This window comes from Paenibacillus sp. V4I5, from assembly GCF_030817255.1.
Taxonomy (GTDB): Bacteria; Bacillota; Bacilli; order Paenibacillales; family NBRC-103111; genus Paenibacillus_E.
The window spans coordinates 2,663,401-2,679,319 of the sequence record NZ_JAUSZB010000002.1; the positions used below are offsets into that span (position 1 = coordinate 2,663,401).

Annotated in this window: 18 protein-coding genes and 1 riboswitch; of the genes, 8 read left to right on the forward strand and 10 right to left on the reverse strand. The window is 45.2% G+C overall.

The genetic code is table 11. The features are described from left to right. On the reverse strand, positions 1 to 1,278 hold the full coding sequence (locus tag QFZ78_RS14020; protein ID WP_307548345.1) for a CapA family protein: 1,278 nt from the start codon (positions 1,276 to 1,278) through the stop codon (positions 1 to 3). Positions 1,279 to 1,432: 154 nt separating this feature from the next. Between QFZ78_RS14020 and QFZ78_RS14025 the strand changes: the two genes are divergently transcribed. Together QFZ78_RS14025 and QFZ78_RS14030 are read left to right on the forward strand one after the other, a co-directional pair. Next, on the forward strand, positions 1,433 to 2,206 hold the full coding sequence (locus tag QFZ78_RS14025; RefSeq protein WP_307548346.1) for a metallophosphoesterase family protein: 774 nt from the start codon (positions 1,433 to 1,435) through the stop codon (positions 2,204 to 2,206). Positions 2,207 to 2,282: 76 nt separating this feature from the next. Continuing rightward, positions 2,283 to 2,501: a hypothetical protein gene (locus QFZ78_RS14030; protein ID WP_307548347.1), complete on the forward strand. Its 219-nt coding sequence runs from the start codon at positions 2,283 to 2,285 to the stop codon at positions 2,499 to 2,501. A gap of 48 nt (positions 2,502 to 2,549) precedes the next feature. On the opposite strand, the gene QFZ78_RS14035 is transcribed toward QFZ78_RS14030, so the two are convergent. Beyond that, positions 2,550 to 3,185 (reverse strand): O-methyltransferase, encoded by a 636-nt coding sequence (locus tag QFZ78_RS14035; protein WP_307548349.1) that lies wholly within the window; start codon positions 3,183 to 3,185, stop codon positions 2,550 to 2,552. A gap of 136 nt (positions 3,186 to 3,321) precedes the next feature. Here QFZ78_RS14035 and QFZ78_RS14040 point away from each other — a divergent pair, with 136 nt between their 5' ends. Beyond that, complete coding sequence (locus QFZ78_RS14040) at positions 3,322 to 4,473, forward strand: THUMP domain-containing class I SAM-dependent RNA methyltransferase (protein ID WP_307548352.1); 1,152 nt, start codon at positions 3,322 to 3,324, stop codon at positions 4,471 to 4,473. 379 nt (positions 4,474 to 4,852) lie between these two features. Here QFZ78_RS14040 and gloA2 read toward each other — a convergent pair whose 3' ends face one another. The 5 genes from gloA2 to QFZ78_RS14065 form a co-directional block, all read right to left on the reverse strand. After that, a complete protein-coding gene (gloA2, locus tag QFZ78_RS14045; RefSeq protein ID WP_307548354.1) occupies positions 4,853 to 5,248 on the reverse strand; it encodes an SMU1112c/YaeR family gloxylase I-like metalloprotein in 396 nt (131 codons plus the stop codon). Between the two features lie 76 nt (positions 5,249 to 5,324). Beyond that, the gene (locus QFZ78_RS14050) at positions 5,325 to 6,239 is read right to left on the reverse strand and encodes a DHH family phosphoesterase (RefSeq protein ID WP_307548356.1); all 915 of its coding nucleotides are present in this window, start codon (positions 6,237 to 6,239) and stop codon (positions 5,325 to 5,327) included. A 132-nt stretch (positions 6,240 to 6,371) separates the two neighbouring features. Further along, complete coding sequence (locus QFZ78_RS14055; protein WP_307548358.1) at positions 6,372 to 6,677, reverse strand: hypothetical protein; 306 nt, start codon at positions 6,675 to 6,677, stop codon at positions 6,372 to 6,374. A 102-nt stretch (positions 6,678 to 6,779) separates the two neighbouring features. Continuing rightward, positions 6,780 to 6,874, reverse strand: a riboswitch (cyclic di-GMP riboswitch). A gap of 111 nt (positions 6,875 to 6,985) precedes the next feature. Next, positions 6,986 to 8,209: an MDR family MFS transporter gene (locus QFZ78_RS14060; RefSeq protein ID WP_307548360.1), complete on the reverse strand. Its 1,224-nt coding sequence runs from the start codon at positions 8,207 to 8,209 to the stop codon at positions 6,986 to 6,988. A 377-nt stretch (positions 8,210 to 8,586) separates the two neighbouring features. Next, the gene (locus tag QFZ78_RS14065; protein ID WP_307548362.1) at positions 8,587 to 9,588 is read right to left on the reverse strand and encodes a glycine-rich domain-containing protein; all 1,002 of its coding nucleotides are present in this window, start codon (positions 9,586 to 9,588) and stop codon (positions 8,587 to 8,589) included. Between the two features lie 111 nt (positions 9,589 to 9,699). On the opposite strand from QFZ78_RS14065, the gene QFZ78_RS14070 reads away from it, so the two are divergent. Next, entirely contained in the window at positions 9,700 to 10,584 is an 885-nt protein-coding gene (locus QFZ78_RS14070) for a TIGR01777 family oxidoreductase (protein ID WP_307555670.1), read from the forward strand. Between the two features lie 54 nt (positions 10,585 to 10,638). On the opposite strand, the gene QFZ78_RS14075 is transcribed toward QFZ78_RS14070, so the two are convergent. Further along, complete coding sequence (locus QFZ78_RS14075) at positions 10,639 to 12,129, reverse strand: esterase-like activity of phytase family protein (RefSeq protein ID WP_307548364.1); 1,491 nt, start codon at positions 12,127 to 12,129, stop codon at positions 10,639 to 10,641. Between the two features lie 170 nt (positions 12,130 to 12,299). Between QFZ78_RS14075 and QFZ78_RS14080 the strand changes: the two genes are divergently transcribed. Beyond that, on the forward strand, positions 12,300 to 12,794 hold the full coding sequence (locus tag QFZ78_RS14080) for a glutathione peroxidase (protein ID WP_307548366.1): 495 nt from the start codon (positions 12,300 to 12,302) through the stop codon (positions 12,792 to 12,794). 52 nt (positions 12,795 to 12,846) lie between these two features. Here QFZ78_RS14080 and QFZ78_RS14085 read toward each other — a convergent pair whose 3' ends face one another. Then, positions 12,847 to 13,068, reverse strand: a complete 222-nt coding sequence (locus QFZ78_RS14085) for a YuzB family protein (RefSeq protein ID WP_307440352.1) — start codon at positions 13,066 to 13,068, stop codon at positions 12,847 to 12,849. Then, positions 13,068 to 13,370: a heme biosynthesis protein HemY gene (locus QFZ78_RS14090; protein ID WP_029199372.1), complete on the reverse strand. Its 303-nt coding sequence runs from the start codon at positions 13,368 to 13,370 to the stop codon at positions 13,068 to 13,070. Before QFZ78_RS14090 ends, QFZ78_RS14085 begins: the two co-directional genes overlap by 1 nt. A 217-nt stretch (positions 13,371 to 13,587) precedes the next feature. Here QFZ78_RS14090 and QFZ78_RS14095 point away from each other — a divergent pair, with 217 nt between their 5' ends. From QFZ78_RS14095 to ytvI, 3 genes are read left to right on the forward strand one after another with little or no spacing between them, the layout of a single operon-like run. Next, the gene (locus QFZ78_RS14095) at positions 13,588 to 13,947 is read left to right on the forward strand and encodes a winged helix-turn-helix transcriptional regulator (RefSeq protein ID WP_029199371.1); all 360 of its coding nucleotides are present in this window, start codon (positions 13,588 to 13,590) and stop codon (positions 13,945 to 13,947) included. Between the two features lie 38 nt (positions 13,948 to 13,985). Then, entirely contained in the window at positions 13,986 to 14,732 is a 747-nt protein-coding gene (gene map, locus QFZ78_RS14100) for a type I methionyl aminopeptidase (RefSeq protein WP_047686259.1), read from the forward strand. Between the two features lie 19 nt (positions 14,733 to 14,751). Continuing rightward, a complete protein-coding gene (gene ytvI, locus QFZ78_RS14105) occupies positions 14,752 to 15,864 on the forward strand; it encodes a sporulation integral membrane protein YtvI (protein WP_307548369.1) in 1,113 nt (370 codons plus the stop codon). Positions 15,865 to 15,919 lie beyond the last annotated feature (55 nt).

Sequence of the window (15,919 nt, forward strand, 5' to 3'; positions counted from 1 at the left end):
TTATTTCTTGCTAACATTTCCTTGCGCGTCCACTTGAGCGCCTATTGAGATTTTACTCAAACGCTGAAAGAGCTTTGCACCATCTTCCGTACTCATCGGAGTCGGCAGAGCTGCTTTGGTCAAAATTGGCACAAGGTGGATATCGCATTGTTTATCCTTAGAACATGAAGCCTCTAGGATAACCGTCTCCCAAGTCTTTGGGTTATCATTCGTTGTAAAAATGAAATTGCCTAGACTATAGGCAATCCATTTGCCTTTGTATTGCTCAAAGCCTTGTAAGACATGTGGGTGACCGCCTACGATGAGATCAGCGCCAGCATCGATGTAGCGATGGGCCAAGTCTTTCTGATTCTTATCCGGATTATCGCTTCTTTCCACTCCCCAATGGGCAACGACAACAACCAGATCAGCGCTTTCTTTTGCTTTCTGAATGGCTTCGACTGGCAGCTTGTAGCTATACGTTTCAGCTACGCCGGCATGGCCAGGACCTGCTTTCCACGAAGCCTCTGGAACGACACGGCTGAAGCCGAAGAAAGCAATCTTCACACCCGCTTTTTCCACGATGACTGGTCGGTAAGCTTCTTCCAAATCTTTGCCCGCTCCAACTCGCTTAACGCCCTCTTGATCAAGGGCATCCATCGTGTCCAGTAAACCTTCTGTCCCATAATCCATCACGTGGTTATTCGCTAGATTAACGAGATCAATGCCAGAAGCTTTCAGGGCAGGTAACGCCATCGGTGAAGAACGATAGACGTAATCTTTACTTTGAACTGTCCCTCTAGTTGTTATGGGTGTTTCTAGATTAGCAATCGTATAATCGGGCGTGCTCAGAAAGTCTTTTACATTTGTATAAGGGTAATCATAGCCTTTTTGTTTTAAAATATCTTCCACTTTGGAGGCCATCAACACATCACCCACAAAAGTTAACTTCACTTGCCCGCCACTGCTCGTGGGCTTACTCGATGCGATAGGAGCAGGAGTCGGGATAACGGCCTTTGCCGTAGACTCTGGGCTAGGCTTTGCGCTTGGCTCCGCACTAGCTGTACTTTCTGTATTCGTTGGTTTGGTTGGAACAGGCGAAACACTAGCCACTGGTGAGGATGCTGAATCTTGCTCTTCTGCTGATTTACTGTTCGATGTCCAATAGGAAGCGCCTATGCCAATAGCAAAACAGGCTGCTGCGGCAAGCGTGAGTCCCCCAATTGCTTTAAGCGGGGTCTTCTTGTTTGCAATGCGTTCTTTTTTCGGTTTACGGTGACGATCTTGTCTGGATTCCAATCAAAACATTCCCCTTTCCCCCTACAAATTATAGCAGAAGAAACCCTCGTTGGGTAATAGTAAGAGACTCTCATTTTCAGATTCATCATCCTTGTGGTATAACAGAAGCATAATGAAGTTCATTTGAGTTTATCAGAGAAAGGGAACGAAAACGTTGGAGAAAATCGCAATCATATCGGATATTCATGGTAACTTACCCGCACTGGAAGCTGTGCTTTTAGATATTGAACGCCGAGGCATTAAACGCCTTATTTGTTTGGGCGACCTTGTGGGTAAAGGGCCTGATTCCGCTGCTGTCGTTGACCGTATCAAGGAGGTATGTGAATCCGTTGTTCAAGGAAACTGGGATTTGGGGATTACCCTCCCGCAGGAGCAGACTGCCGGATTGTGGCATCAGCAGCAGCTTGGTAAGGATCGGCTCACTTATTTGAAACAGCTGCCTTTCTCCGTTGATTTGAATGTAAGCGGCAAATTGTTCCGACTGTTCCACGCTTCTGCACAAAGTGTTTATCATAGAGTGAAACGTAAAGCATCCAAGGAAGAGCGTCTCGCGATGTTTCAAAATACGGAGATGACAGGTGCGTCGACGGATGGGAAACAGCCTGATATTGTCGGCTACGGAGACATTCATATTCCCTATCTCATAACGATCAAAAACCCATCGGAGAAACGCCCTGTGAAGCACGCGAGCAGCGGTCTGATGCTCTTCAATGTTGGTAGTGTGGGAACACCCTATGACGGTATTCCGCAAGCCTGCTACTGTGTTTTAGAGGGGGAAACCGATAGCAATGTGCAAGCTGGATTTGCGATTCAATTCGTACGCGTACCTTATGATATTGAATTTGCTGTTCGCTTGGCTTACGCTGCGCAAATGCCAGAAAGTCAACGATATGAACTAGAGATTACTACAGGTCTGGTTCATAAATGAAGAGTGAGAAATAATCATGGGAATTTCTTCCACAATATGATAATATAGGCGTATCATTGAAAGTGAGGATCTATCCATGAGGCTGAACTGGCGTAAAATTGTTTTTATCGTCGTATGTGCAGAGTTATTATTTATCTATTGGAACGGCATCAATGCTATTTCTTTCAAGAAGCAAGAAGTCACTCACCCTAGTACCACATCACAACCAGTGCCTCCGTTAACGCAAATCAAACCAATTACTCCTGGCAAATTAAGCGAGTCTGACTTCCATATACCAGATCAAAAAGCATCTTAAACCAATGAAAAACGCTCTAAGCTATTGCTAGCTTAGAGCGTTTTTTTATTACTTCACTCGTGCTAAAGCCAAGCCATCATAAGCTGGCAGGATGGTGCTTTCCAAACGCGGATCAGTGGCGATCAATTGATTGAAAGTACGCATCGCCTGAACTGAGGCTTTGGTTTGGTTCGCATCGACAACTTTTCCTCGCATCAGTGTGTTATCCCCCGCAATAATGGCGCCAGGATTCGCCAGTTTAATTGCGAGCTCCAAATAATTCGGATAATTCACCTTGTCTGCATCGATAAAAAAGAAATCAAATCGCTCTCCCTGCTCAAGAAGCTCATTCAGATGAATGAGTGCTTCGCCAATCCGGTACTCAACGAGCTCGCCAAGGCCCGCTTCGGTCACATTTTGCTTGGCTACATCAGCAAATTCTTGTTTTAACTCAAGCGAAATCAGCTTGCCGCCCTCTTTCAAGCCTCTCGCCAAACAAATCCCGCTATAACCGCCCAAAGCACCTACTTCCAACACCTTCGTTGCGCCTATCATCGTAACCAGCATAGTGAGCAATCTGCCGTATCCTGGTGCTATCGATATTTCGGGCATATTATGGGTGCGTATGACTTCCTTAACTCGCTCTAGAACGGTATCTTCTTCGTATAAACCCTCCATATAGCTCTCGGCTGTTATGGTTTCCATGTTTTATCCTCCTTAGAAAAAGCATCAAAGTATCCACTTTGCGTGTTCCGTTTGTAAGTGTAACCTATTTGTCCTATACTTGTTAATTGTATGAGTTTATTGAGCGATGTACAACCCGGATGGAAGGAATCTAAACATGCCACAACAAATTGAACTAATCGCAACTTGCCCAATGGGACTTGAGGCCATTGTTGCTCGCGAAATCCGTGATCTTGGCTACAACGAGGTGACTGTCGAGAATGGCCGTGTCCGATTTCTTGGCGATGAGCTGGCCATCTGCCGCACCAATCTTTGGCTCAGAACCGCCGATCGCATCTTGGTACTCATGGGCCAATTTAAGGCCGTGACTTTCGATGAGCTTTTCGAAGGCGCCAAAGCGCTTGCTTGGCCGGACTGGATTCCGAACGATGCCGAATTCCCTGTGGAAGGGCGTTCCCATAAGTCACAATTATCTAGCGTTCCCGCTTGCCAAGGAATTGTGAAAAAAGCCGTCGTGGAGAAGCTGAAGCTTCGCTACGGAACGGAGTGGTTCCCTGAGAACGGAGCACGCTACGTGATTGAAATCGCACTCCTGAACGATATCGCAACGCTAACGATCGACACTACCGGCGCCAGCTTACACAAGCGTGGCTACCGCAAGCTCGTGACCGAAGCGCCGCTCAAGGAAACCATGGCGGCTGCGATGATCCTCCTGAGCCGCTGGAAGGTCGACAGACCGCTCTACGACCCGTTCTGCGGGTCTGGAACGATTCCGATCGAGGCTGCTATGATCGGATGGAACATCGCGCCAGGACTGCGGCGCAGCTTCCCTAGCGAGGCGTGGGGCAATATCCCCCGCAAGCTGTGGGACAAGGCTCGCGACGAGGCCTTCGACGCGGTTAAAGATGATGTTCCGCTGAACATCATTGGCAGTGACATTGATCCCTCTGCCATCGAAGTCGCAGAGGCTGCCGCGAAAGCCGCCGGCTTGACGAAGCAGTTCAAGCTGCTCGTGGAACCAGTAGCTAAAGCCCGCCCACGCGGAGACTACGGCTGCTTGATCACCAACCCTCCTTATGGAGAGCGGCTTGGTGAAGCGCAAGATGTAGAGGTGGCGCTGCGCCAGCTCGGTGCACTCACCGCTCCCATGCCTTCATGGAGCATGTTCATCTTAAGCCCGAGCACACAGCTCGAGCACTATATGAACCGCCGCGCGGATAAGAAGCGCAAACTATTTAATGGTCGGATCGAATGTAACCTGTTCCAGTATCTAGGACCATTGCCACCGCGCAGACAAACGGACAAGTAAGAAAACCTCTATCGAGGCCGATCAGGGATGTGCGACCGCGTTTAGCGAGGAGAGACTTTGGTCTACTACCAAAGATCCCTATATGCGGAGAGACTTTGGTCTCCGACCAAAGATCCCTATATTAGGTTTTATCGCCAATAAGAAAGCGGTTTTCGGGTTCCGAAAACTTATACTTTCTTATGTGGAAAAATAAAAATCCCTCAACGGCTCATCCGACCGAACTGCATGCATGCAGCGGTCAGACCAAGCTAATGAGGGATTTTATTTTATAAACAAAAACCAAATCAATAACGCCCATAAGGGAATGGACACAAGAATACTCCATAGGCAGCCTTTGGCAAACCTCAGCTTCGGCTCCTGTTCTGTCCTTTCTTGGCGATCATTTCGCATGTTCCACCAACTCCAAGGGCAACCCATCCGGATCTGCAAAAAAAGTATATTGGTCACCGGTAATAGGATCAATCCTCACCGGTTCTACCACAATCCCCTTGCTCTCAAGTTCCTTAACGCTTTGTTCCATATTCGGCACGACAAAAGCCAGATGCCTAAGACCCCTTGCCTCAGGCTGGTTAATTCGCAGCGGAGGATTCGGAAATGAAAACAACTCGATCTGCTGCTCGGTCTTCCCGATGCGTAGATCCAACTTATAGGAGTCACGTTCTGCACGATATGTTTCGTGTATGACTGTTAATCCAAGTAAGTCGACATAGAAGTGTTTCGATCGCTCATAATTGGAGCTGATGATCGCCACATGATGAATTTGTTCTAACTCCACTCCATTGCCCCCTGTCCCCATTTCGTGAAAAACCGCTTTCCGGGAACTCCCCATCCTGCGGTCCGTTTCACTTATTTTATCCGTCTGTTCTCATCGTTTCAACAATTTTCTTCAAAACTTCCTCAGCGTGCACATAGTCAACTTGGCAAGTACCAGCTGCACGATGACCGCCTCCACCATTTTGGAGCATCAAATTGCCAATATTCGTTTTGGACGAGCGATTCACAATGCTGTGACCACAAGCAAAGACGCAGTTTTGTTTATTTCGGCCATCGACGACCCAAATCGAGATATTTTGCTCCGGATAAAGGGCATACACCATGAAACGGTTCCCTGGATAGATGGTTTCCACATCACGAAGGTCGGTAATAATAACATTGCCTTCCGTCCGCGTATAGGTTTGAAGCATATCACGATATAAGGCATCTAACTCAAAATATCGCGAAACACGCTCTTTCACATCTGGTAATTCCATAATCTCATGAACGGACATCGTTGCACAGTGCTCCACAAGATCTTCCATCAATTGATAATTACTAATCCGATAATCGCGATAACGGCCTAAACCCGTTCGAGCATCCATGATAAAAGATAATAAATCCCATCCGCTTGGGTTCAAAATATCTTCTTTGCTGAACTGCGCCGAATCCGCTTTATCTACCCCACGCATAATATCATCGATATCACCGAAGGTCTCAGGCCCTCCATAGTAATCATAAACAACACGTGCCGCACTTGGCGCGATACGGGTTTCCCCTTTGAATTCAATCTTTTCGCCCATCCGCTCAAGTTCACTGGAATGATGATCGAACCACAAGCCACAACCCGCTACATAAGGGACATTGGCCAAAATATCGTTTTCCGAAACCTCTATCAAACCGTCCTGCATATCTTTGGGATGGACGAATTTCATTTCATCCACCATGTTTAACTTTTTGAAAAGCATCGCGCATACTAATCCGTCAAAATCCGAACGAGTGATTAATCTCATGCTATGTATCCCCCTAAAAATAGTTCCAAAGCACTACTAAAACCTACAATCATTATATCAGTTTTTGTCAATTTGTGACAATCATTTTGTCTTTATAAATCCCTTACAGCTGGTAATAAAAAAACGGTACGCCTAGATAGGCTGTACCGTTCTTAATTTGGATGATAAACATTGATAAAGCCTTGTCAAAAATGCTTCAATTTGCGACATCGGCGGCATTTTCACAGAAAGTTTAACCTCGCCCTTCCAGTAGAAAATCAAGATGCTATTGTTTCTCCCGTGAAACATTTCAACATCCCAACAATTTTCATTTAATGCGTATTCTTCCCGATTAATCATGAGCTTTGGTCCATCCGAGGAAGGCACCAAACGGGCAACATGATTACCACATAGCGAGGTCACTTTTTGTTCTTCTTGTTGTATTCCTTCTGATTGCATGCTGCTGGATCCTCCTTTTATTTTTACATGAATTTGTTATGACAGAGAAAAACCCCACCATAGTGAACCGATCGGAGGGGTTCTGATGTTGATACCCAATCGTTCGGCGGCTGGCTGGCTGCGAGTCCGGTTTGCAGGACAAGGAAGCCCCTTTAGCTTTGCGTCACTGGCTTTCGCCAGCTTTGCCTTTGTCGAGATGTCTTGCTACATATCTGAAGAACTAAGAGTAATAAATATGTACACTCTCAAGGATACGGGAAGTCGTTTTGAAATCGAATAGTTCCTAAGAACTAATTTTGCATTATTTTTCAAAAAAATTCTTTTTTCGACGTATTTTTCGCCATCATTTGACGAATTGAGCCTCTCCAGTAGAAAATGGATCCCGTAATTGTAAGAACAGCCATAAGAACATATAACGTATCTCCACCATAAGAAACGAGCAAGAACCCACCTACCCAGGGTCCAATAAAGTGGCCTATGTTCGTTAATGTTTGAGCGCCAAAATAGGTGCCACGCATATGCTCGGGAGCTAATTTGTCAATCAACATATTAGCAGCGGGGTAATTTAGAATCTCGCCAAGGGTGAAAATACCCATCGAAATAATTAGCCATACCAGCGAGTGGGAAAATGCAAAGCCGACATCCCCTAACGCAAACATTAGGTTGCCAATTACAATTGCAGCGACTGGCGTGTACTTTTCGGCCAACCGAGTAAGTGGAATCTGCATGACAATGACCACAATCGCATTCACACTCATCAAGATCGCAAACATTTTCACGCCATCGACAAAACTCTGCTCCAAATATTGCGAAAGTGTCACCATCACCTGGGAGTATCCGATAGCTCCAATAATGCCACCAAAGATATACAAGCGAAAAGTCATATCACTGCGAATCACTCGCACAGCAGAACCGAAAGTAACCGAAGATTTCTTCTCACCCTCGATTTTCTTGATGCCAAAAGCGATGAGCAGTGCGTAAAGAGTGACCGCATAAATAAAATAAATGATTCCTGTGATGAGAAAAGGCAGCGCACCGTTCATCGTAGCGAAAAAGGCACCCAAAAGTGGCCCGACTGCAACACCAAGATTAATAGCCATATACCGCATCGAAAATACTTTAAGTCGCTTAGCAGGTTCTGTGAGATCTGCCATCAACGCCTGCGACACGGGCTCATAAAAGGATCGGCACAAGCCGTTCAGCATATTGAGCAGCATAAACAGAATTGGTAATTTAACCATGCCGAAGCCTAAGAACACGAACGCCCAGCCGAAAAGCGCCGCCAGCATGATAATGCGCCTTCCGAATCGGTCCGATAAGGTGCCCCCAATAAAACCGCCTACGGTCCCAGCCAAAGAACCCATCCCAATGACAATTCCGATCATCACCGCACTCATCGACGTATGTCTGGCTAAATAAATCGCGAGAAACGGCAAACTCATAGAGGACGCGGCCCTAGCCATAACGGTTCCAAGTATTAACGTATGTACAATGGGATGATAAGAATTTAGAAAACCACGCAATCGATTCATTAGAGATGACTCCTATCGCTGTTTAATTTACCGAAGGTCAAAGAAATCGACACCGAATTCCAATTATACACGAAAAATGACGATATGTGTCTCCAATTTGGCTCTAGTTTTGAATCTGTGAGCCGCTGACTTCCTTTAGATTCATCCTCGCGGGCGACACCCTTGTCTTAAGCTAATGGCTACTACTGCCTTCGCCATTCAGGACTTGAACCCTGTAGATAGCGCCCATGCTGGGCGCACAACAAAAGACACCCTCCGACGGAGAGTGTCCAAAAGAAAGTTTTCATCATGTTCCTAGTGTCCATTCGCCGCTTTACCCGGAACCCCAGTCGGGGTCATGCGATTTTACGAACAGAATGCTGCTTCCACAGCTTACGTTAACTGCCGCCGCATCCAGACCCGCAGCTCGACCCTGACGAGCAAGAAGAACCCGAGCCGGAGCTGCAGCTGCTAGAGCCACCACTACCTTGATCTCCTGAGCTGTCGTTATTGCTTCCATAGCCGCCACAACCCGATGAAGAACAGCTGCTTTGCTTGTATTTCTCCGATTCTAGTCCAGCCTCAGGCCACTGCGAGTTCATCCCGCTTGTATAGTTACCATTATCCTGAATGGAGAAGAACATCATGGCTCCTGCCATATACACCAAGTTGTTCGGGTTTGTTAGTGAATCCTTCCAGCCTGTGTCCTCAAACCTGCGACTGTTCACTGAATGTCTGGCTTCTTTAATCGCCTGCGTGATTAGTATGCGGATCGTCTCTGCAACTTCTGGATACCGCTTCGCCTGCTCCATATCGAACCATTGCTCGGCGATTTCTTCTTCATTCGCTTTGCGAAGCAAATCTGTACGTTCCTCATCCAGCGGATTGCGGAAAAAACCGTTCCAGCATCGTGAACTCGTTGGAGCGAACTCGAACAAGTGCGCATATACCCAATCGAACCAAGCACGTTCACCCGGCATTTGCTTCGGTTCACGTTCAGGTGAATGATGAATAACGCCACCAGCGAATTGATCCCCGAACCGTTGATATTCTCTCGTAAACATCAGCATCTCATGCCAAATTTCATCGATTTCGCTGCTAAACATCGGAGTTCTTTTTAAAATGAGATTCATCAGGAAAAATCGCTTTAATTCGAACCATTTACAGGCAAACTCGTCATCGGACATGGAAGGATTCCCAGCTTTTACGCGATATTGGAGTCTTTCTACATAATCAAGTGGAAGTGCACTATTCAGCTTAGTAACGATACGTTCTAACGGAACTCCTTCTAGCAAACCAAGCCCTTGGGGTAGATCTGAAGCTCGAAAGTCCGGTTTGGATTTGCCTACGCGACTTCTCTTGGACGGTTTGGGTGATTTTCGGAATAAAAAACGAAACATTTGGCATCCCTCCCTATTTCCAATATAACATAGTAATGTAAAGAGAAGAATAACGCAGATTGGAAAACATTGTATATAGGCCCTATAATAAAAGAAAGGAGGTGCTGAATGATGAAAGTAGCAGTCACCGGCGGCAGCGGGTTTATAGGCAAACGATTGATTTCTCATTTGCAGCAGCAAGGTCATGAAGTCATCAATATTTCACGTTCACCCAGAGCTGTTATAGAGCATGTACGCACCGTCACTTGGGATCAACTAAAGACGGATTCGAGCGCATTCGCAGGACTGGATGCCATAGTAAATTTAGCTGGTGAGTCGATAAATCAGCGTTGGACAGCTGCAGCCAAAGAACGAATCGTTGGGTCTCGTCTAAAAGCGGCTGAGCAAGTGGCTCAGCTTGTAGAACGCATGGATGTGAAACCGAAAGTCGTCGTTAATGCTTCAGGAATGTCCGTTTACGGGACCTCAGAAACCGAAACCTTTGACGAACGAAGTCCGCATCGCCCAGTGGATTTCTTATCGAAGGTAGTCGAACAGTGGGAAGCCGCGGCTGATCAGATACAGGGAACACGCATCGTAAAAGTCCGCGTTGGCCTTGTTCTAGATGGCAAGGAAGGCGCATTCCCAAAAATGGCCTTGCCTTATAAGCTTGGTGTTGGCGGTCCCATAGGCAGCGGCAAGCAATGGCTCTCCTGGATTCACATCGATGATATGGTGAGGCTTATCGATTTTTGCATTCAGAATGAAGCGATGCTAGGTCCTGTTAATGCGACAGCGCCGAATCCGGTCACGAATAGGGAGTTTGGACGGGCCTTAGCGAAAGCAATGCGGAGACCTAATCTTTTCCCGCTTCCCGCTTTTATTTTAAAAATAATGTTCGGTGAGTTATCTACGCTGCTTTTGGAAGGTCAGAAGGTGCTCCCTCGCGTATTATTAGAGCATGGCTTTACGTTTAAATATTCTTTCGTAGACAAAGCCCTCGCTGATATGGTTTAAATAATAAAACCCAGACCACCGAGAGCGCCTCGATGAACTGGGTTTTCGTTTACTTTATTTCGTGGATAAGTCGTCTGAAACTTGAATAAGTTGTAGCTGTGTTGGCGCGCTTGTTAGTGTTAATACGCCTTTATCGTCATAGCTAATACCGAAGTCATTGTCGTTAACAATCGCAATTGTATGTTTGTCAACAACCGTCAAGCCTTCAATCTTCTCATACGGGTATCCTAGTTTAGCAATATCGACAATTAATTCCTTGCTAACTGGTTGAATACCTTGGTCTTTGAGCTGCTGAACGGATAGGCTTTCCAAGTTTTTGCTTGTATCTTTTCCTAAAATATTCGTAGCCTTAGAGAAATCGGATTTGTAAATTCGTTTCAGCTGTGCGTCAGCACCCGCATTCTTATCACGCTCATCCACAAGCAGCTCATCACTGGATAGTGCGGAGAGATCACTGATCACGATATCTTTTTGATTCACTTTAACGAACATGCCAGCTTGCTCAGCCACATAAACATACTCACCCACAATTTGTTTCGTGGCTAGGTCCATTTTGAGGATACGCAGATTTCTGGATGACTCCCCTGTTTTCTTATCCGGATTTGCCATTGGACTTTGAATGGACGTATACAAGAATTTGCCGTCTGGGGAAATCGTCACCCCTTCGAATCCACGGTTGGAAATACGCGTATTGTAAACCTCAGGCAGTGTATCAAAAATTGGCGTTTGAGCACCGGCTTGAACGAGCTTGTCTTTAGCGCCTTTAGGGACGTAGCGTCCTAGTATCGTGCCATCACGTTTCACTTGAAGAATGGATGGGCGATACTCATCTGAAACCCAAAATGTATCGTCAGATGGGCTATATGCGATACCTTCCAGATCAAGACCATCCGGATCATAAGCCAGCTTCGTAACACCTTTCTCATCATAAGGAACTTCATCGATTCCAACCAAGTTCGGCAGTCCTGTTATGTATTTGCTATGGCTTACTTTATCTAATTTGCCATCCGGAAGCGAGAGTTTGATCGTCTCCAAGATTTCAATGTTTCCGTTCGTAATTTTGAATTTATAAATACGTGGCGTGTAGTTATCGATCGGGAATGTGCGAAGTTTATCTTTACCTACTTCACCGTTGGGTCCACGATCTGCCAACGTATAGAACGTATCTGCAGCATCTTTAGCTAAGTGAACCAGACCTGAGAACCCGCCTTCTTGAATACCTTTATCAAGCACAGGAGCATTTTTCCACTCAAATTTACCAGTCACTTTAGGAATATCTTTAAGCGTGATGGATTGATTCCATTCATTCCATTCGATTTGTTTACCAAGCGCTTCACCAATGGTACGAAGAGAAACATATGTGCTACCGTTAATGACAACGGGATCTTTATCAAGCGTAAGCGTTTTCCCGCCGGAAGTTAGTTGAAACTTTACAGCAATAGCCTCCAACGTAGCTTGTCCTGCGGATACGACAGTTGTTGTAAAAACGGCACAAATGGCCGCAAGTACAATTAGCAGTCGTTTTCTTCTGAGTAATCTTTTCATATAAACCCTCCATCATCTAATAAACTTTCACTGTGATAAGCATAATGTTTATATATTCGTGGAGTGTCAGAGGGATATGAAAAAAATGTAAACTAAAAAAACAGCTTTTCAAATCCGTTAAAATTGCACACATTTAATTTGTGTAAGATAAAACAAAGGAGGCGGCCCTTTTGAACGTTCATCAATTTACAGTTCGTACAATCCGCGGTGAAGAAAAGTCTCTTGCTGATTACCAAGGTCAAGTGCTGCTTATTGTGAATACCGCAACGATGTGCGGCTTTGCTCCTCAATTCAAAGGACTTCAAGAGCTCCATGACACATATAAGGAACAAGGTTTTAGCGTGTTAGGATTTCCGTGCAATCAATTTAAGGACCAGGAACCCGGCGACGATGCTCAAGTCGAGCAAGCTTGCCAAATTAATTTCGGTGTTACCTTTCCGTTGTTCTCCAAAATCAATGTGAACGGCGCAGACGCCCATCCGCTTTACCAATACCTGAAAAAGCAGGCTTCAGGTCTTCTCGGTTCAAGCATTAAATGGAATTTCACAAAGTTTTTAGTTGATCAGCAAGGCAATGTGATTAAACGCTTCTCCCCTACCACTTCTCCAAGCAAAATAGACAGCCAAATTCGCAAGCTGTTGGAGAAATCAGCAGTTCATGCTTAATTTCTTTGAATGTAAAAAAGCATCCAACCCCAAAGTGGGCGGATGCTTTTTCTCATTTTACATACTTTTTCGCCTTTTCAATCGCTTCGTCTTCTGTTGGTGCTGTCACATAGCGTCCATTAATAAAAATAAATGCAAATCGGGAACAAGGACCGCAATATGATTTGCAGGCAACTTTGACTTCAGCATCGGGTGCAATGACACTTATCTTAGAAAGGGCAGTCTTCACTTTCATGTGTTTGCATTTATCACAAATGCGAATATCATTGCGCATTAGTGATCTCCGTGATTCCCCTTGCTTGGGTTCGTAATCATGAAGCCTTCTTCTGGTGTGTAGAAGTAATCAATACGGATGCCATCCAGCAAAGGCTCATTTTTATCTAGAATAACGTCAATACCTTTATCTGTGCTTACAAGGACGTCATTTTCTGATTTATCGTCAAGACCCAAACCATAGTGAGCATGGTCACCGTGCGAATGAGTCACTTGAACGCGAACCAATAATCCTTTGTTTTCTTCTTTATCAAGCTCCAATTGAAGTACTTTAGCAGCATTACGAGAAATTTTGACGTTCATATGTACACATCTCCTGAAACATTAATTTTTATTTCTTATTGTAAAGAATCTAAGGCACGAAATCAACCTTTGTCCCAAGTCATCCCTTACTTCTTGCTAATTCACTAAACGAACTTTAAAATACATAGTAGTGAGCACAAAGAGCACTAATTACACGGAAGTAACTAACTTACATATAAGTTAGTTACATACATTCAATTTGAAAGGAAGCGGTCTTATGTCAACCCTAGAGAATGAAAAAGTCGCTCCACTCAGCAACTATGTTCCTAAAGTACCCAAAGAAATCGAATGCTCGGTTGAGAGAACACTTGAAGTTATTGGTGGAAAATGGGCTTTTCTCGTGCTTCGCGAATTATTTTGCGGAACGAAACGTTTCGGCGAGCTGCAGCGCCAGATAACTGGAGTCAGCCCTAAATCATTAACGGATATCCTTCGTCACCTTGAGGAACATGGGGTTTTGGAACGAATGGCTTACCCTACGGTTCCTGTTACGGTCGAGTATACTTTGACACCCAAAGGCCAGGATTTGCATCAAATAATAAAAGAAATGAAGTTATGGTCAGCAAAGTGGACATAATGAATAATTAGGGAATATCACCAGAGGAGTGGAGCAAGATGATCACAATCAAATCAAAAGAACAAATTGAAAAGATGGGCAGAGCGGGTCGCATCCTGGCTGATTGTCATAAAGAAATTGCCAAGATGATTCGACCTGGTATAACCTCCTGGGAAATCGACCAATTCGTAGAGGGCTTTCTGACTAAGCACGGGGCCACTCCTGAGCAAAAAGGGTATCACGGTTATCAATATGCCACTTGTGCATCCGTCAACGACGTGATCTGTCACGGTTTTCCTAAGAAGGAGCCTCTGAATGACGGCGATATTGTAACCATCGACATGGTTGTACGTATAGATGGTTGGTTGGCAGACTCCGCGTGGTCTTATGCGGTGGGTAACATTTCTCCAGTTGCCGAGAAATTGCTGAAAGTAACGAAAGAATCTTTATACAAAGGAATTGAGCAAGCCGTTCCCGGCAATCGTATCGGTGATGTGTCACATGCCATCCAAGTGTACGCCGAATCGCATGGTTTTTCCGTTGTAAGAGATTTTATTGGTCACGGGATTGGCTCCGAAATGCATGAAGAGCCGCAAGTGCCTCATTATGGACCAGCAGGCAAAGGGCCGCGGATTAAAGAAGGCATGGTCTTCACGATTGAACCGATGCTTAATGTAGGTAAATACCATTCCAAAGTAGATCAAGATGGATGGACAGCAAGGACTTATGACGGCAGTTTGTCCGCTCAATATGAACATACGATTGCCATCACGAGTCAAGGGCCGATTATTTTGACCGAACAATAATGATACCGGAGGAACATGCATGATTTCTTTTTACAAGAAATATTGGAGAACAGCCTTTGACATTGCTCTCATTGTTCTAACCGTCTATTTATTCATGCTGTTATTTAGTTACCTGTATCGCATCGCTACCCCTATCTTCCTGGCTCTGATCATTTTCATGATGATCGAGCCTTTTGCTCGGTTTTTGAACCGCAAAGGGATACGTAAGTCAATCGCATCGGCGATTTCGACCTTAATTTTCGTCCTTATCATCCTTGGCGCACTAACCGGTGCCGCTGTCATTTTCACCAGCCAGATCATGAGTCTTGTCGATAAGGTGGATGAATATCAAGCGGTGTTCAACGATCAAATTGTGCAAAGAATTAGCGATTTGAATGACCGATTCCAAACGCTGCCACCTGACGTTATTGTGAAAGCCAAAGATTATGCTGGGCAATTCGCCGGCAATGCCTCCAAGTTTATCATTGCTTTCTTATCTGGATTGGTAGCCTCGCTGACATCCTTCTCAACCTTCATGTTCAACTTCATCGTCGGGATTATCTTAGCCTACTTCCTTAGCATTGAAATTGATTCTTGGAAACGTCTTGCAGGTGAAAAAACACCAAAAACCTTCAAATCCGTCTTCTTTTTTCTTAAAGAAAATGTGGTGAAGGGTATCGTATCCTACATAAAGGCACAATCCAAACTGATCCTATTGACGTTCATTGTTGTCTTCATTGCCCTGCTCCTGCTCGGAGTAAACAATGCTTTCTCCATCGCGCTGTTGTCAGGCTTATTCGATGTGCTGCCGCTACTCGGCGTATCAACTTTGTTCATTCCATGGATCATCTACCTGTTCATTGTTGGCCAAACGACCCTAGCGATCTGGCTAAGTGCCTTACTCCTGGTCGTCATCCTCGTCAGACAAGTTATGGAGCCAAAGATTACTGGGGAATCACTTGGGGTATCGGCCTTTACGACCTTAGCCTTCATGATTGTATCCCTTTCCCTCTTTGGATTTGCAGGGGTCATCCTTTCACCTGTATTGATCATTCTAATCAAAGCTCTGTATACGCAAGGTTACCTACAACGCTGGATTCGGAAGCCTGAAGATGAGTATGTTCAAGGCAAATTACCTTATAGCGGACCTTAGTGTCCCAAATCAACGAAAAAAGGCTCCAGCTTTTCCTCAGGAAAAGTTGGGGCCT